Raw genomic sequence first — 24,643 nt, 5'->3', positions numbered from 1 at the left:
GCCCCATTAGCGAATAGAAAAACCGTTTGTCAGCACGCAACGACGAGAGCGTGCGAAAGTGCGCGCAGATGTCGTTCCTTCGCCGGTCGGCGTTGCGATGGTGAAGGTGGTAAAGCCTTCACCACCAACGCCAATCCCAGCATAAGAGGGGCCATTTTTCACAAAAATGGAGGTCTGAAGCGTGCGCGCGGCAAGGTTCAGACGTGACACATTTTGCGAATGCATAATGGCGGTGTGATGCAATCCCTCTTCAACCTTCAGGGCCAACGTTAACGCGCTGTCAAAATCGCTCACCGTTACGATGGGGAGCATTGGCATCAGTTGCTCGCTGGTAACCCATGGGTCGTCAGCCTTGACGATACCTATCAGTAATCGAGGAGCTTTTGCCGGAACCGGTATTCCCGCGGCTTCCAGTAAGGTTGCCGGGCTTTTCCCTACCAGTTGTTTATTGGCTATTCCTTCTGGCAGACAAACTGCGCGCAGTTTGTCTATCTCTTCGCTATTGAGTCGCATCGCGCCAAAAGACTGCATTTGTTGAACCAGTCGTTCGGCAACGGCATCAACAACAATCAGACTCTTCTCAGCAATGCAGGGGAGGTTGTAATCAAAGGATGCGCCATTGATGATATCTTCCGCCGCCTTAACCAGGTCGGCTGTTTCATCAACAATGCAGGGAGGATTGCCTGCGCCTGCGCCAATGACTTTTTTCCCGCTTTTCATGCCCATAGCAACAATGCCTGGACCACCGGTAATCGCCAGAACTGCGATTTTAGGGTGCGCCATCATCTGCTGGGTAGCCTCAAAAGTGGGTTCTGTGACCGTGACGACAAGATTCCGAATCCCGCAGCAGCGAAAAGCAATATCTTCAATCATGGTAATCAGCTTCAGTGAGACCGCTTTTGCACCTGGATGTGGGCTAAAATAAACGCTATTTCCCGCAGCCAGCATACTGATGCTGTTGTTAATAATGGTTTCCGTCGGGTTGGTACTGGGGGCGACGGAACCAATCACCCCAAAGGGTGAATACTCGAATAACACCATGCCGCCGTCGCCGGTAAGCGCCGTGGTGGTGAGATCTTCGATACCCGGGGTATTGTCCAACGCAGCTTTATTTTTAAGGAACTTATCCTCTTTGTTGCCCATTCCCGTTTCGGCAGCGCTTTCAGCAGCCAATGAAGCAAGGTGAGGCGTCAGTTCTTCTCGCAGGGCGTTAATGATGGCGCTGCGGGTTTTCAATGGACATTGCTGATAACGCAGAAAAGCCTGATGAGCGGCATCGATCGCTTCGCTAACGGACGGAAAAATTCCATTACCCTTAACTTCTGCTTTTGCCGGTGCAAGTTGCTCACTCAAAATGTTACGAATAAGGGTTTCAAGTTCTGAAGTGTTCATTGATGTGTTCTCACGTTAATTGCCGCAATGGCCGTTTCTGCAATGTCCATATCCTGCTCAACGCTTCCCCCGCTGATGCCAAGACCCCCAAGGAGTAACCCCTCACGCCATAATGCGTACCCGCCACCGAAGGTGACGACTTTTCCCTGCATATGGCTTTCCAGACCGTAAAGCGCGGCGCCTGGCTGCACTGCCGATGTCAGCTCATGCGTGGCGGTTTTCATTGCCACGGCGGTCCAGGCTTTTTTCGGTGCCAGTTCGCTACTGACGAGTAATGCGTCAGGCATGCGCCAGGTCACCGTTTGGGTCCCATTCGCATCAACAATGCTGATGACGACCGGAACCTGAAGTTCTTCTGCTCTCGTTACCGCAGCGCGAGTGAGTTGGTGGAGTTCCTGAAAAGACAGAGACATAGCCGGCTCCCTGGTAGCTGATGTACGGATGGCTGCGAGATAACGCTCCGCCACTTTCTGAATAATGTTGTTTTGATGGGCGTCATGATCTTCTGCTCGTGCAAGCGCATATAAGCAGTCGGACAGGCGATTGATATAACGCATCAGCACGTGTCTGACGGAAATCTCGGTGGAGAGTTCGACCAGTCGCCTCTCTGCGCGGCGGGCCAGCGTGCGGGCAAAGTGCAGACGGCTGGCGGCTTCGCTGCGGCCAGGTAAAATAAAGCTGCGTAGGGAGGGGACTCTTCCCATCGCGGTATCAATGGCGGCCTCCAGCGCGGCAATTTCTTCTGAGCTGATGTAGCGCTGCTCTGGCGCTGGCTGTTCGCTTTCGCTTGCCAGCTCGGCGCTGAACCAAAAAAGCTGCAGCTGAATGTTTTCGAGTAACTGGCGGTGCTGCGGGTTTTTCGCTGCGCATACACACAGGCTAAGCGCCGCATTAAGTTCGTCCAGCGTACCGTAAGCCTCGACGCGCGGGTGCGTTTTGCTCACGCGTTGCCCGGTAAAGAGGGCCGTTGTGCCGGCATCGCCAGTGCGGGTATAAATCGCCATAGTTCCTCCTAACGAGAAAGCGTGTCGACAATGCCGACGATAGCCAGATCGATGGCCTCATTAGGGCCGGAAAAAACGTGTCTGGCGCTGGAGCCACTGCTGAGTAATACCAGTTCTCCAGTTCCAGCGCCGACAGAATCAACCGCGACTTCATCTCCGCTCACAGGGGACGCGGGAAGCTCTCCGTCCGCACTCACCCGACGTACCAGCAACAGTTTCTTCCCCACCAGTGATGGGGATTTTTGCGTGGAAACCACAACGCCTGTAACCCGTGCCAGATGCATAGCTCACTCCTGCTTAATTAATTGGACATTTCGCGTACCGACGGCGTCCTGAGCCAGAGCCGTCACGACACATCGACGACGTAGCACCAGAACGCCCCCCTTCAGTTGGGCGACGTCGGCATAGCTGAGAAGTTTGTCAGGATGCAAAACGATGATTCGCCCCAGCTCGTCACTGAACTCCAGAGGCAGACGCGCAAGTTTTCTAACGGGGATAGCGGGTAACAATCGGTGTTGTAGTGAAATTTTCACGCGGACTCCGCATGCCAGCGCTTCGTGGATCGTTACCACCGACATGTTGTCCGCGCAGCCCTCGGCAATTTGCTCCAGCAATGGCAGGTCCGCCTGCAGGAGGTGGAGCGACGAGTACTGGCAGCACAATGTCCGTGGTTCGATTTCCCGTAACTGCGCGACGCTAAGCGAGAGCGTGCTTTCCGCGCGTTTTTTTAATCGGGAAACAACCTCCTCGATAATGCGTTGCAGCAGTTCGTTGTTCATCGTGGGCTCACCAGTGTGGCAAATGCCTGCGGATTATCAGCGCCCGCAGCATTGGCTTCGTCGGTATCGATATGCATCTCAAGGCGCATATCCGGCGAAACGCGTACGGCGACGTTATCGAAAATCAGTCGACGTTCATCGCCATTAATGGCAACAGAGACTTTATCGCCATGGGAAACGTGCAGGATTAGGGCATCGAGCGGCGACATATGGATATGGCGTTGGGCGACGATTACCCCGGATGCTAAGTCCAGTTCAGCAAATGGACTGATAAGGCGAACGCCTGGCGTGCCCTCGATACTGCCTGACATCCGTAGTGGAGCAGCAATTCCCAACGTACGAGCGTCGGTACGAGAAATTTCGACCTGACTGGTGCTACGCAGTGGGCCGAGTAAGCGCACATTTTTTAACTGACCTTTTGGTCCCACCAGCGTGACGGTCTGGTCTGCTGCATATTGTCCGGGCTGCAGCAGCTCTTTTTTCTCACTAATAGGGTTATTGGGAAACAAGCGGTCGTAATCTTCAGCGCATAGATGAATATGACGATTAGAGATCCCTAGCGGAATAGGGCGCTCACGCATTTCATCCAGAACTTTGGTGACCGTTGTCTCCAGTTGCTGTTTATCCATCACGCTTCACCTCGTTTGCCTGAGTGCAGACAAAGAGAGCGCGGCTCGCCTTTTTGACGGGGGCAGGCAGGGTCAAGACACAGATTGCAGCTAATCAACTCTGCATCTTGCGGCACTTCGGGCGCTGCATGGTCCTCAGTCATCTCTTCATGTAGTACGACCGGTGTCGGGGCGGGCGCTGGCTCAGACTCCGGGGTGACGCTATGTGACAGAATGCCATCCCCTGGTCTGGATATGACTTTGTGAGCCACCAGTCCATCTCGCTGGTCAGCGAAACTGACACCGGTGGAAATGGCCGCCTGGACGGAGGCCACATCCCCGATTATCTTGATCACCATCCAGCCTGAACCGTTGGTTTTTTCGAGGCCCACCAGCGTGATGGAGGCGGCTTTCGCCATGACGTCCGCGCAACTGATGGCTAATGCCAGACCACTAACTTCAAGTAATCCCAGTGATTGCTTCACGCTGTGCTCCTTGGTTGCAACGACTTATGCGGATTTAGGTAAAATGGCTTCAACGTCGCTGTGCGGACGTGGGATAACGTGGCAGGATTTCACCTCGCCAACGGCGCTTGCTGCAGCGCTTCCTGCATCTACGGCAGCTTTCACTGCGCCGACATCGCCGCGAACCATAACGGTGATAAGGCCTGAGCCGATTTTTTCGTAACCAACCAACTGCACGTTTGCGGATTTCACCATGGCATCAGCGGCTTCAATAGCGCCGACGAGCCCTTTTGTTTCAACCAGTCCCAGTGCGTTATTCATACTGCTTTTCTCCTGTGGGTTATGAGTGGCATTCCCGAAACGGAATGCCTTTAACCAGCCGCGCAGCGTTATTACCAATGCTGCGTCCGGCGTGGTTATCTTGTTGATACGTCAGCGTAAATAGTGGCGCTGATGTGGGTAAGTTTTTATAGTGCACGACCAGTTTTTCGCGACTGCAGCCAATGCCAACCAGCAGCGGCGAGTGGCAAGCCGCCAGCCATGCGTCGTGGATAACGTCAGTTGACGGGCTCTCCTGAATCACAAAGGGGATCCCTTCTTCTTCAATACCCAGCAGCACATCACTCCAGACGTCAGTGCATCCAGCAGTGGCGAAGATAACGATGGCTGGCGTGGTGAGATTACTTTCCATGAGCGAATGCCTTGTACCAGGAGAGAATCAGCCCTGTCGCGACCGCGTTGCGCGGACCTTCGGTGCCACGAATGTTGCCGCGCCCGGCAACCAGGCGATAGTGTGCCAGCGCATCGGTGACCAGTTGCGGAACTTCAAAGTCCAGGGATGAACCGCCAACCAGCACCACAAAAGGAATATCCCGAATGTTCCCGGTCGGACTCACCTGACGTAGCGCTCTGAGTGCGTTGGTGACGAAAACGCGTTCCTTAGCGCTGCGGCGAATGGCCCGGACTTTCTCCAGCGCCAGTTCGCCTGGCAGTGGCACCAGTTCATCGGGTTTTACTACGCATACGCGGGCAAAAACCGTTGGTGGGAGAGGTGTAGGGAAGAACTGGACGCTGCCATCTTCGTGGCGAAGATGGAACAAGCTCTCGACTTTCGCCAGCGGGTACTTTTTGATCTCTTCAGCGAGATAACGGTCTTCCAGCCCCAGTTCACGGGCAATAATCATCGTGACCATATCGCCCGCACCCGCCAGGTGCGTGGCAATAATTTCGCCTTTCGGGTTGATGATGGAGGCATCGGTCGATCCTGCTCCGAGGTCCAGAATAGCCAGTGGCCGCGTCGTGCCGGGGGTGGTTAAGGCCCCCAGAATGGCAGCTTCGGCTTCGGCGCCGCCAACCTGGACGTCAATGTTGAGCTTTTGCGTGATTTCCTGAGCAATCATCGCCATTTGCAGGCGGTCTGATTTCACCATGGAAGCAATGCCGACAGCTTGTTCCAGCGAGAACTCACCGGCTAGCCCGCCGGTCACGCTGACGGGAACCGAGGTATCGACTGCCAGCAGGTCCTGAATAAAAATTTCGTGGCTGGGTTTGTTAGTTAATTCAGCCATTGTCTGGCGCACATGCTCCAGCATGCCGCCAATATTGGTGCCAGCCTCTCCGGTGACGTTATCCAGTTTCGGGCATTCACCAACCGCTTTCATAATCGCTTCAGCGCCAGCTGCAACGTCGACCCGTACGGTACGACCCTGCGACTGTAGCTCCAGATTTCCGGCAGGAATGGCTCGTGCTTTCACATCACCTGATGGCGTTTTCACGACCACGGCAGAACGGTTGCCGATCAGCGCCCGCGCCATCGGGACAATGTTTTTAGTCTCGTCGGCGTTGAGGCCAAAAACGGTCGCAATCCCGTAAGGGTTAGAAAGCGTTTCAATGACTTTTCCTGGAATTGCGACCTCAATGGCAGCCAGCATACCTAGCGGGATGCGGTCGATATGAAGGACTTCATCGACGATAGGCAGGGGGTGGGTCAGACGATTACTGACCAATACGCCATCGTCCTGCTGCAAAATAACGCCAGTAAACTGGTATCCGGCGCGGACGGAGGCATTAATCATCGTGGCGACATCGGCGAAATCAAAGGCCGATGAAACCACCAGAATATAGGGCGTATCCGCCGGACGGCTGAGCAGGTCTTCCGGCGTAATAGTGACGCCAACGCCTAATCCGACGCCGCCCGGCGTTTTAGGGTTATGGCCGATCATGGTGGATTCAGTGATGATGGTTTCGGTTATCGTTTCCATCGCTACGTCGCCAATGACCGGGGTGGCTTCGTTAATACGGATTAGCGAAATATCGCTGACATTGATACCGGCATTTTTTGCTGCCAGCGAAAGTGCCTCCTGAATACCAAACACATTACGTAATGTGCCTTTAATTCCGGTGGTTTCTGCCAGCGCGCTGCCGGTGATGCTCAGTGCGCCAGACTCATCGAGGGTAGCCAGAGCGACTTCCGTTGATGAGTTGCCTATGTCAATGCCAGCTATATATCGCATGATCCTGTCCCTGAGTTAGTCGTCGCCTTTGAGTTTTTTACGCTCAACGTACAGCGCTGCCGCTTCACGAACGAAAGCTGCACAGATCTTTGCCTGATAACGATTTTCGAGATCGTCGGCGATGGCCATCAGCTCATCTTTCGTTGAGCGGTATGGGCGTAGTGCGTTGTAGATCTCAAGAATGCGATCGTCAGGTACAGCGGTTAGCTCAGCGGCGCGCTCGAAGTTCATCGCCAGTCTGTCACGTCCGGCATCTTTGGCGATTTCCGCCTGAAGGCGCAGCGTTTCAGGGGTGATGCGCATGTCCTGCGCCGTCACTTTGTTGCTCAGAACATTTTCGAGCGTGAAGTCATCCAGAGTTTTGTTGGTTGCGGTTTTTACCCACTCAGGATGTTTATTCGCGAGAGGGTAATCCGTGACTTTCGCGGTATGTGCTGATGAACTCGCCGCGGCCGGCGTCGCGGGCTCGCCTTGCAGGCTGTTCATCCGGCTCAGCACATCCCGAACCATCGATTCAATTGCTTCGGTATTCATGGAGTTATCCTTTATCAAAGCGCCACGCGCAGTTCCTGCGGGTTTTTGCCCGTCACGACGTATTTGGTCTCTTTAATGTGCAGAATGGCCGATTTCGCCTGGTACTTAGGACGAGCCATCTGGTCATTCAGAGTAGGGACCGGTTGCGGAGATTCACGCTTGGCATAACGCGCGGCGTTTTTACCGATCTGACGATAGGTTTCCAGCGTCAGAAGTGGTGCCTGAGGGAACAACTCCAGGTTAGAAAGCGGCGGTAACCCCTGCTGGTGGATTACCGTGGTGCCTTTTGACTGGATGCCGATAGAGATCCCGGAACCGCTCAGACGGTTACCTTCCACGGCGACAAATGCCACATCGGAGGATTTAAAGCAGCGGATAACGCGCGCTTTAATGCCTTCTTCTTCAATACCCGCAATCACTTCGCGCAAGATGTTCTTATGCGGGATCCCTACGATATTGACGGTTTGCGACAGTCCAAACGCGGGACCTACGGCAATAATCACTTCGTCTTGCTGCTGGCCTTGTTTGGCTTCGCCAATCTCGGTCAGAAAGCTGTCGCCCTGCGCCGCTGCAGCCTGTGGCGCGCTAGCCGCAGTCGATGCGCGGAATGAGACGGGTTTGTCGCTGGTTTGCATTTCAGACAGTACGTCTTCAATTATCTGGCGCAGCAGCTTTTCATTGATTTCCATTTTTCACCCCTTAGCCAAGTTCGTTGGGATCAAGTGCGCCAGGGATGTTTTTGATCTCTTCCCAGCGTTCGCCTTGTAGGCGATAACCTGTTGCCGGACCGGCATAGTCATTGATGTCATTTACTGCGGATAGCACCTGTCCGTCGCCAACGATAATGGCGGAGGTATGCAGATAATCCCCGGTTAACTTGGCTTTCTGGATGTTGAGCATGTCCTGAGCGACATCGGTAAACCCGCCCTGAGCAAGGGCTTTCACCACTTCCAGACCGTTACGGTTTTTATTGATGATCTCTTGCGCAAACTTGATATCTTCAACGATGTTTCGCTCCGGCATATCTTTCGAACCGTGGGCGTAAGTCGCCGCTTCCACTTCTTCATCAGTGATTGGCGGTAATCCCATCCCGGCAAAGACGGCCTGCAGTGCACGTGCCGCTTTATTACGAATGGCGATAACGTCTTCTTCACGAACCGGACGCAGACCCCCATCTACCTTGAGGTCTCGCTGGAGAACGTTGTAGTCGTCAAAATCTTCGGCATCCTCGTTCGAGCCCGCAAACATGTTGTCGTAGTTCGGTACAGCGGAATAACCGGAAGAGATGAAGTCAGTACCCGGCAGGAACTGCATCAGCAGGCGGGCAGTACGACGCATATCCGAGTGGGTAAAGGTTTGGTCGTTGCTGGAGGCACACTCCAGATCCAGGGAGGAACAGATCAGGTTTTCAGCTAACACCGCACGAATGCCTGACGGCACAGCGGAAGGCACGCCGATGCAGCTTACTGAACCATTTTGTAAACCCTGTACGCCAGCGGCTTTGGTGATGTAAATACAGCGGGCTTCAAGGTAAAGCATCGATTTACCTTCGGCGTAACCCATCTGAACTTCTGAGCCAGAGCCGGAAGTAAAGCGCATTTTCAGACCGCGTGAGGCGTAGGAAGAGGCGAGGAAGCCTTTCGACCATGGCGTGTCATCGCCGTCGGTAAAGACGGGTTCAGTACCATAGACGGAGATAGTTTCCGCGTAACAGGTGTGGCCTAACATACCGAGTTTAAGTTCGGTCGCCTCTTCCAGCGAGCACTGGGTTAATACGCCAGGGCGCCCAACCTGTGAGCCGACTAACAGCGCAATGGCGTTAAAGGGGGCATAACGCGCAACGGCAACCGTCGTTTCCTGTTCGTCAAATCCGCGCCAGGCGCCTTCAGCCGCATCAGCGGCAATCTGCACCGGATTATCTTTAACGTTAGTGACGTGTGCCTGCTGAGACGGTGTACGACGAGCACGCATTTTCTGCATGGCCATCATCATCTCAACGACGTTCATATGGGACACCACTTCGACAATTTTTGCCGGGGTCATTGCGGTAGTCAGCGGCACAATGTCTTTGCGCTTCACGTTAGGATCGCAAAGCATATTGGCAAGTTTTACTGAGTCCATCGCCATGACTTCTTCAGCGCGCGCCAGGTTAATGCCATAGCGGGCAATGAAATGGTCAATTAAGTCAAATTCACTGGCGGATTTGCCGTCCAGTTCTGTGACTGTACCGTTGACGATTTTAATCGACGGTTTAGGGTCGTTCGGGCTTTCCATCGCAATGAAGCCTTCTTCGATCCACTCCTTAACGAAGCCATCCTGATTCACAGGGCGCTTCGCCAGTGCTTCAAATCTTTTCGATCTCATGAATCAGCCTCACTGATATCAGATGTAGGACGGACGATCGTTTTTCGGTTCTGAGCCGAGGGTCCCGAGTACGGTTTTACCGATTTCGCGGGCGGAGATAACGGCCTGACGTACAGCGCCGGAATCGCCTGAAATGACCAGAATGGCTTCGTTACTGAAGCTGGTGCCATGGGCTGGGGAGCTGTAGGCCACTACTTCCACGTTGGCGGATTTCAGCGCAGTATCAGCCATCAGGACACCAACGGATGCCGGCGCGCCGACGATCACGCCACAGGCACGGCCAATCGGTGCACCAAAGGCTTTTTCCAGCGCGTAGCTGGCGCGTGCGGTGTATTGCATCTCGATGTGACCGGCTTCGTTGGCATACACATCGCCAAAGGTGCGATCCAGTTCTTTCAGCGCAACCTCAATTCCGCGTTTCACGTCGGAAACATCGTTGCCGCCGAGAATAATCAGCGAACCGTGACCCGCGCCGCCTTTGGTATCACGTGGCAACTCAATACTGACGACTTCAGTATTGGTGGCTTTTACCGCTTCATCTGCGGCCATGATGTGCGGGCCTGCACCAGTACGCGCGCCCAGGATGCCAATGGAGCGATACCGTTTTTCAAGTTTCATTGCGTCCAGTAGGGCGCTGTCCACGTTGGCGATTACCAGACCGACGGTGTCGCCAATCGCAGTACCGACAAACTCCGTTAAACTGCAGCTTTTCTCTGCCATAGCCGTTTCTCGTGTTGGAGGATTATTTTCAGGGATAGCCTGCTGTTCCGGCGTTGCCACGCGAGCAATCACCTGCGCCATGATCTGATCAACCAGCTCATTGCTGCTCATTAGCTAATTCCCTTCGGTAAGATTTTTTCTACATCGGTGTGAGGGCGTGGGATGACGTGTACGGCTTTCACTTCTCCCACATTACGTGCTGCGGCGGCACCTGCATCTGTTGCTGCTTTGACTGCGCCAACATCGCCGCGGACAATGACTGTTACCAGCCCCGAACCAATTTTTTCGTAGCCGACCAGCATTACATTGGCTGACTTCACCATTGCATCTGCGGCCTCTATGGCTGCAGTCAAGCCTTTGGTTTCTACCATTCCTAACGCTTCTTGTTGCATAAAGACCTCGCCTGGGTTGTCCCGATGTTCATGACTATAAAAAGAAGCGAGGAAAAAGAATGGCTGACTTGAAATTGAGAGTGAAAAAATAATAGAGGTAAGGTGATATAAAATTGCTATTAATCATTTTAACTTATTGTTTTTAATGGATATATTAAATTTTATTGATATGATTATTTAGTTATGTCAGTTCCACATTTACACTTTTTCTGGTGACATTATAAATATCATTTGCTATGCGAAAAAAATGAAATTGTGATGGTGGTTTGAAAACGGATTTCTGCTAATAGCAATATTTTATTGTTTTGAAAATGTCCGTGTAATACGCGTAATCCCGATTGTCTCTAATGTTTTAATAAAGTGCGTAGCAAGAATTTGCTATTGCACCACGATTTTAAAGGGCAGGCTATCCGCAGAATGCCAACAATTTGCTGATACGGCCTTTTATAGTAAGCCTCGAAGTATTCTACTTGCCAGTAAGGAGTCCGCTGGTAAAGACACGAACTCTGCTTAGAAGGTGTCACAATGAACGATTCACTAAAAGCGCAATGCATTGCTGAGTTTTTGGGTACCGGGCTGTTTTTGTTTTTTGGTATTGGCTGCCTGAGCGCTCTGAAAGTCGCAGGTGCCAGCCTGGGATTGTGGGAAATCTGCATCATTTGGGGGCTGGGGATCTCGCTTGCAGTCTACCTGACGGCCGGGATTTCTGGCGCGCATCTCAACCCTGCTATCACCATCGCACTGTGGCTGTTTGCCTGTTTTCCGGGGCGCAAAGTTTTACCTTACACTGTGGCGCAGGTCGCGGGGGCCTTTGGTGGCGCTTTGCTGGCTTATTTGCTCTACGGCAGTCTGTTTACCGAGTATGAGTCGGCCCACCAGATGGTGCGCGGCAGTCTGGAAAGCCTGCACCTTGCCAGTATTTTTAGTACCTATCCTGCGGCGGCGCTCAGCGTCTGGCAGGCAGCGTTGGTCGAAGTGGTGATTACCTCCATTCTTATGGGGATGATCATGGCGCTGACTGACGACGGTAACGGCGTACCTAAAGGTCCGTTGGCACCATTGCTGATTGGTATTCTGGTTGCTGTTATCGGCGCATCCACCGGTCCGCTCACCGGATTTGCGATGAATCCGGCGCGTGATTTTGGCCCTAAATTGTTTACCTGGATGGCCGGGTGGAGAGATGTTGCGATGACCGGTGGGCGCGATATCCCTTATTTCATTGTACCGATTGTGGCCCCTATCATCGGCGCGTGCGCGGGTGCAGCAATTTATCGTTATTTGATTGGCAAAAATTTACCCTGTAATACGTGTAAGCTGGACGAAAATGAGAGCTAGCTTCACAGAAGAAGTTTATTTTTGAAAAGTAAAAACTGTTTTCGTGATCCGGTATCCTGAACTGCCCAAAAAGTCTCCCAAGAATGGGAGACTTTTGTTATGTTCAATTACGACTTTCATCAATGCTCAGGATGGCAGGGTGAAAATGAATGTGAATAATATGTTTTATTTATAACAATAAATTAACTGAGAGGTTTTATCATGATTTCTGCGAGTGCCCTGAACTCAGAACTCATTAATAAAATCGCACAGGATTTTGCGCAGGCCACCAGTCTGGCCGTTGTGGTTGTCAATATTCACGGTGATGAAATTTCTGAGCTTTTTAATTTCACCCCTTTTTGCCAGTTGATGCGCCAGCATCCTCAGCACAGTACCCGTTGTCGTATGAGCGATCGCTGTGGAGGGCTGGAAGCCTCTAAATCCGATCAACCCTGCATCTATCGCTGTCACGCCGGACTTACCGATTTCTCAATTCCGCTGGTCATTGCGGGGCACCTGGTAGGGTTTGTGCTTTGTGGCCAGGTACGCTTAAGTAACGATGTTGGTTTGGTTGATATTCTGAATGTAGATGACCGCTGGCAAGCCGATCCCGAACTGGTCAACGAGTTTCGTAATGTACCGGAAATGGACTATTCGCGAGTCATCGCCTCAGCTGATCTGCTGAAGCTCATCGTAGAAAATTGCCTTAAGAAACAACTTAATTTTGTGGTTATCAAAGATAACCCGCAGCAGTCAGAGCCGGTACGCGCTAACCGCAGCACCAATCCTCATGACAGCAAAATGAAAAAAGCACTGCGCTATATTGATGCGCATTTATCAGACGAATTGCGTCTGGAGGATGTCGCCTCTCATGTTTACCTTAGCCCTTACTATTTCAGCAAATTGTTCAAAAAATATCATGGGATCGGTTTTAACGCATGGGTAAACCAGCAGCGAATGGCCAGTGCAAAAGAGCTGCTTTGCCACAGTGACTGGAGCATAGCCAGCATTGCGCGTAATTTAGGATTTTCGCAAACCAGTTATTTTTGCAAAGTTTTTCGTCAAACGTATCAGGTCACGCCGCAGGCATTTCGCCAGCAAATAAATGTCATTTCACGTGGCGAATCCGCTTAAATGGCAATATTTTGCTATTGCCGATTTTTGATATAGGGCGCTATGCCAGTCATTATAAAATGAAAAGTAGCGACAGCAGTCAATAAATTGTCATAGCGCAACAAAATATTAGTATTAGAGGGATAAACTGCACCAGTTTTTATTTTTGTGATGAGATACAGTGTCTCTGTGAATGACTTTCTTTATTCTTTGTTGGCACTTTCATTCAGAATGCGAGCATATGAATAAGTGGGTTTATGCCAGGTAATTGGTTGAATGAACCCGGCAAGATATTAAATTGAATTATTGTCATGAGGTCGTGAATTTACCTCATAACAGAGAGCTTAATTAATCAGGCTCTTGAACTGACAGGTTTGCCACATTTGTGGTAGGGAAGGGGGTGAGAATCCCCCGCAGCCCCCGCTGCTGTGATGCTGACGACCCCGTATTGACCACTGATCGCAAGATTGGGAAGGACGGGTGAGGATGACGCTAAGCCAGAAGACCTGCCTGTCAGTGACTACCAACAACTTCGGTGGGAAGTGGGTGGTTCAGATGCATACAGTCGAGAGACTGGGTATCTTTACACCCCTACCACCCTGAACAGGATCAGGGTATGGCGGCCAATTTTCACGCTTTTGTTCTTGCAGGTACCGGAAGCGGCTGTGGTAAAACCACGGTGACGCTGGGCTTGTTGAGCTTGTTGAAAAAACGCGGTTTACGCGTCCAGCCTTGCAAAGTAGGCCCCGATTACCTTGATACTGGCTGGCATACCGCGGTATGCGGCACTGCTTCCCGCAATCTTGATAGCTTCATGCTTCCCGTCCCCACCCTGAATGCTTTATTTCGCGAGCACATGAAACATGCGGATATCGCCGTTATTGAAGGCGTTATGGGGTTGTATGACGGATATGGCACCGACCCAAACTACTGCAGCACCGCCGCGATGGCCAAACAGTTAGGCTGTCCGGTTATCCTACTGGTTGATGGCAAAGCCGTTTCCACCTCGATCGCCGCGACGGTAATGGGGTTTCAGCATTTTGATCCAACCCTGAATATTGCCGGCGTTATTGTTAATCGGGTTAACAGCGAAACGCATTACCAGCTCCTGAAAGTGGCGATTGAGCGTTACTGCGCTGTACCCGTCTTAGGCTACGTTCCCCGTATGGAAGGCGTTGCGCTTCCTGAGCGTCATCTGGGGTTAGTTACCGCGCGTGAGTCGGTTATCAACCAGCAGCCGTGGCAGGCGTTTGCCGCGACGCTGGAGCAAACCCTTGATATTGACGCGCTGCTGAGATTAAGCCAGTTAGACACGCTTCCTGCGGGTGAATGGCCAGCGTTGCCCGCCGCAGACGCCGGGGCAGGGCTAACGCTTGCCATCGCCGATGACGAAGCGTTCAACTTCTACTACCCGGACAACATTGCGCTACTGGAGCGCACGGGGCTTAAGATTGTCCGTTTTAGCCCGTTGCACGACACCTGTTTACCCGACTGTCAGATGATCTGGCTAGGGGGTGGCTATCCTGAGTTACATGCTGCGGCGTTGGCCCGTAATATTGCGATGCTTAACCAACTGCGGGCGGCGCACCGGCAGGGTGTCGCGATTTATGCCGAGTGCGGGGGGCTGATGTATCTCGGCAGTTCGCTGGAAGACAGCCAGGGTGATACCTGGCTGATGGCGGATATCATTCCCGGTCATAGCAAAATGGGAAAACGTCTGACCCGATTTGGCTACTGCGAAGCGCAGGCCGCGCAGCAAACGTTGTTAGCTGCAGAAGGCGAAGTGCTGCGCGGACATGAATTCCACTACTCCGATTTTACCCCTGAAACCTCCGCGGTGATGAACTGTCGCAAAGTGCGCGATGGCAAAACGCTGCAAGCCTGGTCCGGCGGTTGGCAGGTGGGAAATACCTTTGCCAGCTATCTACACGTTCATTTTGCTCAACGTCCGCAGATGCTTAACCACTGGCTGGCAGCCGCGAGGAGCGCACTATGACCATCCTCGCGTGGTGTGTTGCCTGGCTGCTTGATTTTATCATCGGCGATCCGCAGAACTGGCCGCATCCGGTGCGCTGGATTGGCAATCTGATTTCTGCGGTGCAACGGGTTGTTCGGCGTTACTGCCATAGCGACCGTGCGCTACGCATCGGTGGCGGGGTGATGTGGATTGTGGTGGTGGGGCTGACCTGGGCTGTGTCCTGGGGAGTACTGGCGCTGGCGCACTCTATTCATCCCTGGCTTGGTTGGGTGGTTGAGGTCTGGATGATCTTTACCGTGCTGGCCGGGCGCTGCCTGGCAAATGCCGCGCAGGATGTCGAGCGTCCGCTACGTGCCGGTAACCTTGCTGCAAGTCGGGAAAAGCTGTCATGGATTGTAGGACGTGATACCTCGCAATTACAGCCACAGCAGATCAATCGCGGCGTAGTGGAAACCGTGGCTGAGAACACCGTTGATGGCATCATCGCGCCGCTGTTCTTCTTGCTCCTCGGCGGTGCGCCTCTGGCGATGGCCTACAAAGCGGTAAACACCCTTGACTCCATGGTGGGCTACAAACATGAAAAATACCGCGCTATCGGTATGGTCAGCGCTCGTCTGGACGATGTCGCAAATTATATTCCCGCGAGACTAAGTTGGCTGCTGCTGGGCGCAGCGGCATTTTTATGTCGCCAGGACGGCGCGCGTGCTTTGCAGATTGGCTGGCGCGATCGCTACAACCACAGCAGCCCCAACTGCGCGTGGTCAGAAGCGTCCGTTGCCGGGGCATTAGGAATTCGTCTGGGTGGTCCTAATGACTACTTTGGCGAGCGCGTTGAGAAACCGTGGATCGGTGATGCACAACGCGACATTTCGGTAGACGACATTTCCCATACGATTCGATTGATGTGGGTGGCATCGATGCTGGCACTGGCGCTGTTTATTGCGCTGCGGTGGCTGCTGGTCGGTGTAGCCTGAGGACAACACAATGCAATATATCCAGCAACCCCAGTCGATTGAGGCCAAAAGTTTCGACATTATTGGCGAGATCATCCGTGAAACCCGCCCGGACTATCAGTTTGCCAGCCCGTTACATGAAGCCATTATCAAGCGGGTTATTCACACGACAGCGGATTTCGACTGGCTGGACATTCTGTGGTTTTCCAGTGATGTGCTGGAGCAGTTCTGTGCGGCGCTTAGCCGTTCGAGCGTGATTTATACCGACACCACTATGGCCCTTTCAGGGATTAATAAAACGCTGCTGGCAAAATTCGGTGGCGAATGCCGCTGCTACATCAGCGACCCGCGGGTCGTGCGGACGGCAAAAGAGCAGGGCATTACCCGGTCAATGGCGGCCGTTGACATTGCGGTGAAGGAAGAGGGTGAAAAGCTGTTTGTTTTTGGCAACGCGCCGACAGCGCTGTTCCGCCTGCTTGAGCATGATGTGGCCGTCAGTGGCGTCGTTGGCGTACCGGTTGGGTTCGTCGGTGCAGAAGAGTCGAAAGATGCACTGACCCAAAGCAATCTACCCGCCATTGCTGCGTTAGGTCGTAAAGGGGGAAGTAACGTCGCCGCCGCGATCGTCAACGCCATGCTTTATCACATGCAGGGGGCGCGATGAGCGAGTCCTTCGATACGCCGGTGTGGCACAACGGTAAAGCGCTGCGTAAAGGATATACCACGGGATCGTGCGCGACGGCGGCGGCAAAAGTGGCGGCGCTGATGGTATTGCGCCAGCACCTGATCCATCAGGTTTCTATCGTGACGCCATCAGGTGTGACGCTGTGTCTGAACGTAGAGTCACCGCATATCGAAGGACAGCAGGCGATAGCCGCCATCCGCAAAGACGGTGGCGATGATGTGGATGCCACCCACGGCATGCTGATTTTTGCCCGCGTGACGTTAAACGATAGCAAAGAGATAACCCTTCAGGGCGGGGAAGGCGTTGGCACGGTAACCCGCAAAGGGATCGGCCTGCCGGTGGGCAGTTCGGCGATTAATCGCACACCTCGCCAGACCATTGAGTCTGCGGTTCGTGAGGCGATTGGTCCGAATCGTGGGGCGCAAATTGAAATCTTCGCGCCGGAAGGCGAAGAGCGGGCGCAAAAAACCTACAACTCTCGCCTTGGCATTCTGGGCGGCATTTCGATCATTGGTACGACTGGGATCGTCACGCCGATGTCAGAAGAAAGCTGGAAACGTTCACTGTCGCTGGAACTGGAAATTAAGCGAGCGGCGGGGCTGGAGCGTGTCGTACTGGTGCCAGGAAACCACGGCGAACGTTTTGTGCGTGAGCAGATGGGGATCGACACCCAGGTTGTGGTCACTATGAGCAATTTTGTCGGCTACATGATTGAAGAAGCCGTACGTCTGGGGTTCCGACAAATTGTGTTGGTGGGACACCCTGGTAAGCTCGTCAAAATTGCGGCGGGGATCTTTCATACCCACAGCCATATTGCCGATGCTCGCATGGAAACGCTGGTGGCCCACCTCGCGTTACTGGGTGCGCCGCTGGAACTGCTCACGCTGGTCAGCGACTGCGATACCACCGAGGCGGCGATGGAACACATAGAAGCATACGGTTTTCAGCACATTTACAACCATCTGGCTAAGCGCATCTGTATGCGCGTCCTGCAAACGTTGCGCTTTACCAAAAATCCCCCGACCTGTGACGCCATCATGTTCTCTTTTGATAATCAGGTGCTTGGAAGTAATCGCCCGGTCGCAGAGATTGCTGAGGAGATGCAATGTTAACCGTTGTAGGGATGGGACCAGCCGGTTTGCATTTGATGACGCCTGCGGCGCGTGAAGCGGTCGCAACGGCTGATGTTCTGGTCGGTGGAAAGCGGCATTTGCAGCAATTCCCGGATTTTACCGGTGAACAGTTTGTTCTCGGCGCCAATATTCTCGAACTTTTGAACTGGATTTGCGCGCACCAGGAGCAACGCGTTGTGGTGCTGGCATCTGGCGATCCGCTGTTTTACGGCATCGGGACGCGCATGGTGGCGCATTTTGGTATTGAAAATGTGCGCATTATTCCCGGTATTAGCGCGGTGCAGTACCTGTGTGCGCAGTCCGGTATTGATATGAACGATATGTGGCTGACCAGTAGCCATGGTCGCAGCGTCTGTTTCGATGAACTGGCGCGACATAACAAGGTGGCGATGGTGACAGATGCGCAGTGTGGCCCGCGTGAAATTGCGCAGCAGCTCATTGCACGAGGCAAGGGACATCGCTGGATGGTGATTGGCGAAAACCTGGCAATGGAAAACGAGCGGATCCATTTCCTGCCTGTGAACGAAGTTAACGCCGACTATGACATGAATGCAGTGGTGATCCTTGATGAAAGATGAGCTGTTTTTACGTGGAGAGAAAGTGCCGATGACCAAAGAAGCGGTACGTGCACTTGCCCTCTCAAAACTTGAATTACACCGCGCCAGTCACCTGATTGATATTGGCGCGGGAACCGGCAGCGTGTCGATAGAAGCCGCGCTGCAATACCCTGGATTGCGCGTGACGGCAATCGAGCGTAACCCGGCGGCGCTCAGGTTGCTGGATGAAAACCGCCAGCATTTTGCCTGTGCAAACATCGACATTTTTCCCGGTGTTGCGCCGATGACCATCGCTGAAAAAGCCGATGCCATTTTCATGGGCGGCAGCGGTGGCCATTTGACTGAACTGATTGACTGGTCAATGCGTCAATTGCATCCCGCAGGGCGGCTGGTGATGACATTCATCCTCCAGGAAAACCTCAACACCGCGCTGGCACATCTGGACCATCTTGGCGTACCGGGAGTGGATTGCCTGCAGCTACAGGTTTCCTCGCTTACCACGCTTGGCAGTGGTCACTATTTCAAACCGAATAACCCCGTATTTGTTATCGCCTGTCAGAAGGAAGGAAACCATGTCTGAGATTTTTGATCCCCGTAGCGTGTGGTTTGTTGGCGCAGGTCCTGGCGATCGCGAGCTGATTACCCTCAAAGGTTACCGGTTGCTACAGCAGGCGCAGGTTGTTATCTACGCCGGCTCGCTGATTAACACGGAATTGCTGGAATATTGCCCTGCTGGTGCTGAATGCCACGACAGCGCTGAACTGCATCTGGAGCAGATCCTTGATCTGATGGAAGCCGGAGTGAAAGCGGGTAAGACCGTGGTGCGTCTGCAAACCGGCGATGTTTCGCTGTACGGTTCCGTGCGCGAGCAGGGCGAGGAACTGACCAAACGCGGGATTGACTGGCAGGTGGTGCCCGGCGTCAGCGCATTCCTTGGCGCGGCGGCGGAGTTGGGCGTTGAGTATACCGTGCCTGAGGTCTCACAGAGCCTGATCATTACCCGCCTGGAAGGACGCACGCCGGTGCCGGAGCGCGAACAGCTGGAGTCATTTGCCAGTCACCAGACATCTATGGCGATTTACCTGTCCGTTCAGCGTATTCATCGTGTGGCCGAGCGTTTGATTGAAGGCGGTTATCCGGCGACCACGCCCGTGGCGGTGATCTACAAGGCAACCTGGCCGGAAAGCCAGACTGTGCGCGGTACCCTGGTGGATATTGGCGACAAGGTTCGTGATGCGGGCATCCGTAAAACGGCCCTTATTCTGGTCGGTAATTTCCTGGGCTCGGAGTATCACTACTCCAAACTCTATGCGGCGGACTTTAGCCATGAATACCGTAAAGCCTGAGTCAATTGCGCTTTTTTGCCTGACCCCGGGAGGCGTTACGCTGGCAAAACGTCTGGCGGCCATGCTGCCGGTCACCTGTTTTACCAGTGAAAAGCTGCTGGAGGAGGGATTCATTCCTTTCGAAAACGGCTTTGCGAATACCGCCCGCGAAGCGTTTGCGAATTACTCGGCGCTGATTTTTATCGGTGCGACCGGCATTGCGGTGCGCGTGCTGGCCCCGCTGGTCAACGACAAATTTTGCGATCCGGCGGTGGTGGTCATTGATGAACGCGCCCAGCATGTCATCAGCCTGCTCTCCGGTCACGCGGGCGGTGCCAATGCGCTGGCGCGGTATCTGGCGGGCATGTTGGGCGCCGATCCGGTGATCACCACTGCGACGGATGTCAACGATATGGCGGCACTGGATACGCTGGCATTTCAACTGAATGCCCGGATGTGTGATTTCCGTTCGGCGGTGAAGATCGTTAATCAGATGCTGGTCAGTAATAAGCGGGTGGGGCTGTGGTGGGATGACGAACTGACGCAGGATGTCAGTCATTGCGACCGGCGCGGATTTATCACGGTAACCGATCTCAATCAGCTTCCTGAACTGGATGCGCTGGTGTGTATCACCTTACGCACCAACTTACCCGATCTGCCTGTTCCGCACTGGAAGCTGGTGCCGCAGCGTGTTGTGGCCGGAATTGGTTGTCGTCGTGACACGCCGTTCCCGTTGCTGGCCGCGCTGCTTGCCAGGCAACTCGAAGCCCAGCAGCTCGATCCGCTGGCGCTTAAAGCGATTGGCAGTATCACGCTGAAAAAAGATGAACAGGGACTTATCCAACTGGCTTCGTGCTGTCGCGTTCCTTTCGAAACCTTTACTGCTGACGCGCTGCGTGAGCATGAACACCGTTTCCCGGCCTCATCGTTTGTTCGCAAAACGGTGGGTACAGGAAGCGTTTCCGGTCCTGCAGCCTGGCTGCTGAGCCACGGAAAACTGTTAGGCGAGACCCTGCGAGAACAGGGCGTCACTATCACTTTGGGAGTTTCACACTGATGTTAAGCGTAATTGGAATTGGCCCTGGCTCGCAGGCAATGATGACCATGGAAGCCGTTGAAGCATTGCAGGCAGCGGAAATCATTGTTGGCTATAAAACCTACACCCACCTGGTAAAAGCGTTCACTGGCGACAAGCAGGTGATCAAAACCGGGATGTGCAAAGAGATTGAACGCTGCCAGGCGGCGATCGAACTGGCGCAGGCAGGTCACAATGTGGCGCTGATCAGCAGCGGTGATGCAGGGATTTACGGTATGGCCGGGCTGGTGCTTGAGCTGGTCAGCAAGCAAAAGCTGGACGTTGAGGTCAGGCTGATCCCGGGAATGACGGCCAGCATTGCCGCCGCCTCTTTGCTGGGCGCGCCGTTGATGCACGACTTTTGCCACATCAGCTTGAGCGATCTGTTAACTCCGTGGCCAGTTATCGAAAAACGCATAGTGGCTGCCGGCGAAGCAGACTTTGTTATCTGTTTCTACAACCCGCGCAGTCGGGGTCGCGAAGGACATCTGGCGCGCGCATTTGAGCTGCTTTCTGCCAGCAAGAGCGCGCAAACGCCGGTGGGTATTGTGAAGTCAGCCGGACGTAAAAAACAGGAAAAATGGTTGACCACCCTGGGTGAAATGGACTTTGAACCGGTTGATATGACCAGCCTTGTGATCGTTGGCAACAAAACAACCTATGTTCAGGACGGCCTGATGATCACGCCACGAGGTTATGTGCTGTGAATTACGGTGATGTGTTGGTCATGGGCGGTACCAGCGATGCGCGCATGCTGTGCCAGCAACTGGACGCAGCCAATGTGGCCTACACCCTGTCAGTTGCGACCCCAACGGGGAAGCAGCTGGCGGGAGATATCAAAGGTCAGGTGCGCTGCGGGCGTCTGGAGCGCGAACAAATGATTGCCTGGCTACAGGAAAATCGGACGCGCTGGGTGATAGACGCCTCGCATCCGTATGCCGAGGTGGTGAGCCGCAACATCATGAACGCCTGCGAAGCGGCGGGGGTACTGCTGAGCCGCTATCAACGTCCTGAGCAGTTGAGCGGTTTAACTCACCCGCAGCTTCATACCGTTCAGAGTATTCAGCAAGCCTGCGAGGTTGCGCGCCGTTTCGGCGACCGCGTGCTGCTGACGACCGGCAGTAAAGATCTGGCTATCTGGCGCGAAGGGTTGCCTGAAAAAACGCTGCTGGCGCGCGTCCTGCCTGTACCCGAGGTTATTCAGCAATGCGCGGACCTGGGATTTGGCGTCGGTGAGATTTTTGCATTGTGCGGGCCGTTTAGCGCCGAGTTCAACGCTGCGTTTTATCGCCAGTGTCAGGCTGATGTGGTGATCACTAAGGCATCCGGTGCGGAAGGTGGTTATCAGGAAAAAGTTCAACCCTGTCTGGATGCTGGTATCCCCTGCATCGTGATTACACGTCCGGCACCGTTGGTGACGGGAGAAGAGTTACTGGAAAGTCAGGCCGCCTTTGGGGCGCGTTTAACGCGCTGGCTGGCCGCTGCTTAAGGAGTTAGAGATGAAAAAGGCGCTTCTGGTGGTCAGCTTTGGCACCAGCTATCACGACACCTGTGAGAAAAATATTGTGGCTTGCGAGCGCGATCTCGCAGCCAGTTGCCCTGACCGCGACCTGTTTCGGGCGTTTACCTCCGGGATGATTATCCGCAAGCTCAAGCAGCGCGACGGCATTGAGATCGACACGCCGCTGCAGGCGCTGCAAAAGCTGGCGGAGCAGGGGTATCAGGACGTGGCTATTCAGTCGCTGCACATTATCAACGGTGATGAATACGAAAAAATTGTCCGCGAAGTGCAAAGCATGCGCCCGCTTTTTTCTCGCCTGACGCTGGGGGTTCCGCTGCTGAGCAGCCATGACGATTACGCCCTGCTGATGCTGGCGCTGCAACAGCAAATGCCGGTGCTTGGCGAAAATGAAAAAGTGGTGTTTATGGGACACGGTGCCAGCCATCATGCCTTTGCCGCCTATGCCTGCCTCGACCATATGATGACGGCACAGCGCTACCCGGCGCGGGTTGGGGCGGTGGAAAGCTACCCGGAAGTCGATGTGTTAATTGAAAGTTTGTCTCAGGAAGGGGTGACGGCGGTGCATCTGATGCCGCTGATGTTAGTTGCTGGCGATCATGCCATCAATGATATGGCCTCTGACGAAGAGGATTCGTGGAAAACATTGTTCAATGCGGCCGGGATACCGGCTACGCCGTGGCTCAGTGGTCTGGGTGAGAATCCTGCGGTTCGCGCTATGTTCGTGGCGCATTTACAACAGGCGCTTAATGTGGCGCTGGAGGAAGCAGCATGAGCGGAAAACTGTACGCATTAAGCACCGGGCCAGGCGCTTCCGATCTTATCACCGTGCGGGCCGCACGCACGCTGGGTACGCTGGATATTCTCTATGCGCCTGCCGGGCGCAAAGGTGGCGACAGTCTGGCGCTGTCGATCGTACGTGAATATATCGGCGAGCAGACCGAAGTTCGCTGCTGCCATTTTCCTATGAGTGCTGACAGCGCCGAAAAAGAGGCGGTATGGGATGACGTTGCGGCCGCACTGGTTCAGGAAGTCGAAGCGGGTAAGCAAGTGGGCTTTATTACTCTCGGCGACGCCATGCTGTTCAGCACCTGGGTTTTTTTACTCCAGCGTATTGGCTGTCCTGACTGGTTAGAAATCGTCCCGGGCGTGACCTCTTTCGCTGCGATTTCCGCGCGTTCAAAAACGCCGCTCGCCATGGAGCAACAGTCACTGGCCGTGGTCTCCTGTACCGCGCCGGAAGCGGAAATCCAGCAGGCGTTAAAGCAGCATGACAGTCTGGTGCTGATGAAGGTATACGGTCGTTTTGCGCGCATCAAAGCGCTGCTGCAACAAGAGGGTTTGTTGGGCTGTGCATTGATGATGTCTGAAGCCACGCTGCCGGGTGAACAGTGCTGGCGTCATCTCGATGAGGTGAGCGACGATCAGCCGCTGCCTTATTTCTCGACCATTCTGGTCAATAAACAGTGGGAGTATGCACAATGAAGCTTGAACAACAGCTAAAACAGCTGTCTTTCAGCGGGTTGGCTGCGGCGTTATTACTGATGGTTGTTCCTGAACAAGCGTTCGCCATGCACATAATGGAAGGTTTCTTGCCACCGATGTGGGCGCTGGCCTGGTGGCTGCTGTTTTTACCGTGCCTGTGGTACGGGCTGGTGCGGCTGCGCCAAATCGTGCAGGAAGATAGTCACCAAAAAGTGTTACTGGCTCTGTGCGGCGCGTTTATTTTTGTGCTGTCGGCGCTGAAAATTCCTTCTGTTACCGGAAGTTGCTCGCACCCTACCGGGGTAGGCCTGGCGGTTATCCTGTTTGGACCGGGCGTGGTGGCAATCCTTGGGGCAATCGTCCTGCTGTTCCAGGCGCTTTTGCTGGCGCACGGTGGTTTGACAACGCTTGGCGCTAACGGCATGTCGATGGCGGTGATTGGCCCGGTGGTGGGTTACATGGTGTGGAAAATGGCCTGCCGTGCGGGGTTGCGTCGTGATGTTTGCGTCTTCCTGTGCGCGATGCTAGCGGATCTCGTCACCTATTTCGTGACCTCGGTGCAACTGGGCGTGGCGTTCCCGGACCCATCCGCCGGTGCTACGGGTTCAATCATCAAGTTCATGGGGATTTTCTGCCTGACGCAGATCCCAATTGCGATAGCGGAAGGTCTGCTCACCGTAATGATTTATGACCAGTTAACCAAACGGCAGTTGATTACCGCTCAAGGACATTAACG

29 protein-coding genes and 1 riboswitch are annotated in these 24,643 nt (G+C 53.9%); of the genes, 15 read left to right on the top strand and 14 right to left on the bottom strand.

The window, feature by feature from the left end:
- Positions 1–6: 6 nt before the first annotated feature.
- Genes pduP through pduA form a run of 14 tightly spaced genes read right to left on the bottom strand, consistent with a single transcriptional unit; the run spans position 7 to position 10,770 of the window.
- The gene (gene pduP, locus N0B36_RS07605; protein WP_047415486.1) at positions 7–1,392 is read right to left on the bottom strand and encodes a CoA-acylating propionaldehyde dehydrogenase PduP; all 1,386 of its coding nucleotides are present in this window, start codon (positions 1,390–1,392) and stop codon (positions 7–9) included.
- Complete coding sequence (pduO, locus tag N0B36_RS07600; RefSeq protein ID WP_141875387.1) at positions 1,389–2,396, bottom strand: two-domain cob(I)yrinic acid a,c-diamide adenosyltransferase PduO; 1,008 nt, start codon at positions 2,394–2,396, stop codon at positions 1,389–1,391. The genes pduP and pduO overlap by 4 nt, the downstream gene beginning before the upstream one ends.
- Positions 2,397–2,404: 8 nt before the next feature.
- On the bottom strand, positions 2,405–2,680 hold the full coding sequence (locus N0B36_RS07595; RefSeq protein ID WP_003030211.1) for a EutN/CcmL family microcompartment protein: 276 nt from the start codon (positions 2,678–2,680) through the stop codon (positions 2,405–2,407).
- Between the two features lie 3 nt (positions 2,681–2,683).
- Positions 2,684–3,175 (bottom strand): microcompartment protein PduM, encoded by a 492-nt coding sequence (gene pduM, locus N0B36_RS07590; protein WP_049040282.1) that lies wholly within the window; start codon positions 3,173–3,175, stop codon positions 2,684–2,686.
- Positions 3,172–3,804: a phosphate propanoyltransferase gene (locus N0B36_RS07585; protein WP_259686849.1), complete on the bottom strand. Its 633-nt coding sequence runs from the start codon at positions 3,802–3,804 to the stop codon at positions 3,172–3,174. The genes pduM and N0B36_RS07585 overlap by 4 nt, the downstream gene beginning before the upstream one ends.
- Positions 3,804–4,268: a BMC domain-containing protein gene (locus N0B36_RS07580; protein ID WP_259686847.1), complete on the bottom strand. Its 465-nt coding sequence runs from the start codon at positions 4,266–4,268 to the stop codon at positions 3,804–3,806. The genes N0B36_RS07585 and N0B36_RS07580 overlap by 1 nt, the downstream gene beginning before the upstream one ends.
- Positions 4,269–4,292: 24 nt before the next feature.
- Entirely contained in the window at positions 4,293–4,568 is a 276-nt protein-coding gene (gene pduJ / locus N0B36_RS07575; RefSeq protein ID WP_001057752.1) for a propanediol utilization microcompartment protein PduJ, read from the bottom strand.
- 19 nt (positions 4,569–4,587) lie between these two features.
- Positions 4,588–4,938 (bottom strand): glycerol dehydratase reactivase beta/small subunit family protein, encoded by a 351-nt coding sequence (locus N0B36_RS07570; RefSeq protein WP_259686557.1) that lies wholly within the window; start codon positions 4,936–4,938, stop codon positions 4,588–4,590.
- A complete protein-coding gene (locus tag N0B36_RS07565) occupies positions 4,928–6,760 on the bottom strand; it encodes a diol dehydratase reactivase subunit alpha (protein ID WP_259686555.1) in 1,833 nt (610 codons plus the stop codon). Before N0B36_RS07565 ends, N0B36_RS07570 begins: the two co-directional genes overlap by 11 nt.
- Positions 6,761–6,775: 15 nt before the next feature.
- The gene (gene pduE / locus N0B36_RS07560) at positions 6,776–7,294 is read right to left on the bottom strand and encodes a propanediol dehydratase small subunit PduE (RefSeq protein WP_259686547.1); all 519 of its coding nucleotides are present in this window, start codon (positions 7,292–7,294) and stop codon (positions 6,776–6,778) included.
- A gap of 14 nt (positions 7,295–7,308) precedes the next feature.
- On the bottom strand, positions 7,309–7,983 hold the full coding sequence (gene pduD / locus N0B36_RS07555) for a propanediol dehydratase medium subunit PduD (protein ID WP_003844241.1): 675 nt from the start codon (positions 7,981–7,983) through the stop codon (positions 7,309–7,311).
- 10 nt (positions 7,984–7,993) lie between these two features.
- Positions 7,994–9,658, bottom strand: coding sequence for a propanediol dehydratase large subunit PduC (gene pduC / locus N0B36_RS07550; RefSeq protein WP_047499019.1), 1,665 nt, complete (start codon positions 9,656–9,658; stop codon positions 7,994–7,996).
- An 18-nt stretch (positions 9,659–9,676) separates the two neighbouring features.
- Positions 9,677–10,489 (bottom strand): propanediol utilization microcompartment protein PduB, encoded by an 813-nt coding sequence (gene pduB, locus N0B36_RS07545; RefSeq protein ID WP_016153528.1) that lies wholly within the window; start codon positions 10,487–10,489, stop codon positions 9,677–9,679.
- Positions 10,489–10,770, bottom strand: a complete 282-nt coding sequence (gene pduA, locus N0B36_RS07540; RefSeq protein ID WP_003030255.1) for a propanediol utilization microcompartment protein PduA — start codon at positions 10,768–10,770, stop codon at positions 10,489–10,491. The genes pduB and pduA overlap by 1 nt, the downstream gene beginning before the upstream one ends.
- A gap of 525 nt (positions 10,771–11,295) precedes the next feature.
- Between pduA and pduF the strand changes: the two genes are divergently transcribed.
- From pduF to cbiM, 15 genes are all read left to right on the top strand, one after another.
- Entirely contained in the window at positions 11,296–12,105 is an 810-nt protein-coding gene (gene pduF, locus N0B36_RS07535) for a propanediol diffusion facilitator PduF (protein ID WP_259686502.1), read from the top strand.
- Positions 12,106–12,306: 201 nt separating this feature from the next.
- Entirely contained in the window at positions 12,307–13,218 is a 912-nt protein-coding gene (gene pocR / locus N0B36_RS07530; RefSeq protein ID WP_016153526.1) for a transcriptional regulator PocR, read from the top strand.
- A gap of 332 nt (positions 13,219–13,550) precedes the next feature.
- A riboswitch (cobalamin riboswitch) is annotated at positions 13,551–13,726 on the top strand.
- An 87-nt stretch (positions 13,727–13,813) separates the two neighbouring features.
- Entirely contained in the window at positions 13,814–15,193 is a 1,380-nt protein-coding gene (locus tag N0B36_RS07525; RefSeq protein ID WP_259686480.1) for a cobyrinate a,c-diamide synthase, read from the top strand.
- Positions 15,190–16,149 carry an adenosylcobinamide-phosphate synthase CbiB gene (gene cbiB / locus N0B36_RS07520; RefSeq protein WP_094169449.1) on the top strand — a complete coding sequence of 320 codons (960 nt, stop codon included), beginning with the start codon at positions 15,190–15,192 and terminating at the stop codon, positions 16,147–16,149. The genes N0B36_RS07525 and cbiB overlap by 4 nt, the downstream gene beginning before the upstream one ends.
- Before the next feature lie 10 nt (positions 16,150–16,159).
- Positions 16,160–16,792 (top strand): cobalt-precorrin-8 methylmutase, encoded by a 633-nt coding sequence (locus tag N0B36_RS07515; protein ID WP_259686452.1) that lies wholly within the window; start codon positions 16,160–16,162, stop codon positions 16,790–16,792.
- Positions 16,789–17,925, top strand: coding sequence for a cobalt-precorrin-5B (C(1))-methyltransferase CbiD (gene cbiD / locus N0B36_RS07510; protein ID WP_016153523.1), 1,137 nt, complete (start codon positions 16,789–16,791; stop codon positions 17,923–17,925). Before N0B36_RS07515 ends, cbiD begins: the two co-directional genes overlap by 4 nt.
- The gene (locus tag N0B36_RS07505) at positions 17,919–18,524 is read left to right on the top strand and encodes a cobalt-precorrin-7 (C(5))-methyltransferase (protein ID WP_019077093.1); all 606 of its coding nucleotides are present in this window, start codon (positions 17,919–17,921) and stop codon (positions 18,522–18,524) included. The genes cbiD and N0B36_RS07505 overlap by 7 nt, the downstream gene beginning before the upstream one ends.
- Positions 18,514–19,083 (top strand): decarboxylating cobalt-precorrin-6B (C(15))-methyltransferase, encoded by a 570-nt coding sequence (locus N0B36_RS07500; RefSeq protein WP_016153521.1) that lies wholly within the window; start codon positions 18,514–18,516, stop codon positions 19,081–19,083. Before N0B36_RS07505 ends, N0B36_RS07500 begins: the two co-directional genes overlap by 11 nt.
- Positions 19,076–19,849, top strand: coding sequence for a cobalt-precorrin-4 methyltransferase (locus N0B36_RS07495; RefSeq protein ID WP_259686442.1), 774 nt, complete (start codon positions 19,076–19,078; stop codon positions 19,847–19,849). The genes N0B36_RS07500 and N0B36_RS07495 overlap by 8 nt, the downstream gene beginning before the upstream one ends.
- Positions 19,830–20,885 carry a cobalt-precorrin 5A hydrolase gene (gene cbiG / locus N0B36_RS07490; RefSeq protein ID WP_016156866.1) on the top strand — a complete coding sequence of 352 codons (1,056 nt, stop codon included), beginning with the start codon at positions 19,830–19,832 and terminating at the stop codon, positions 20,883–20,885. Before N0B36_RS07495 ends, cbiG begins: the two co-directional genes overlap by 20 nt.
- Positions 20,885–21,610 (top strand): precorrin-3B C(17)-methyltransferase, encoded by a 726-nt coding sequence (locus N0B36_RS07485; protein WP_003030278.1) that lies wholly within the window; start codon positions 20,885–20,887, stop codon positions 21,608–21,610. Before cbiG ends, N0B36_RS07485 begins: the two co-directional genes overlap by 1 nt.
- Entirely contained in the window at positions 21,607–22,392 is a 786-nt protein-coding gene (locus N0B36_RS07480) for a cobalt-precorrin-6A reductase (RefSeq protein ID WP_047499027.1), read from the top strand. Before N0B36_RS07485 ends, N0B36_RS07480 begins: the two co-directional genes overlap by 4 nt.
- Positions 22,393–22,402: 10 nt before the next feature.
- A complete protein-coding gene (gene cbiK, locus N0B36_RS07475) occupies positions 22,403–23,197 on the top strand; it encodes a sirohydrochlorin cobaltochelatase (RefSeq protein ID WP_259686419.1) in 795 nt (264 codons plus the stop codon).
- Entirely contained in the window at positions 23,194–23,907 is a 714-nt protein-coding gene (locus N0B36_RS07470) for a cobalt-factor II C(20)-methyltransferase (RefSeq protein ID WP_137380784.1), read from the top strand. Before cbiK ends, N0B36_RS07470 begins: the two co-directional genes overlap by 4 nt.
- Entirely contained in the window at positions 23,904–24,641 is a 738-nt protein-coding gene (gene cbiM / locus N0B36_RS07465) for a cobalt ECF transporter S component CbiM (protein WP_016153516.1), read from the top strand. Before N0B36_RS07470 ends, cbiM begins: the two co-directional genes overlap by 4 nt.
- Positions 24,642–24,643: the final 2 nt, after the last annotated feature.

The organism is Citrobacter sp. XY323 (genome assembly GCF_025106035.1).
GTDB classification, from domain to species: domain Bacteria; phylum Pseudomonadota; class Gammaproteobacteria; order Enterobacterales; family Enterobacteriaceae; genus Citrobacter; species Citrobacter braakii.
The sequence above is the reverse complement of the archived record's forward strand: the minus strand, read 5'-3'. Positions and strand labels throughout refer to the sequence as shown.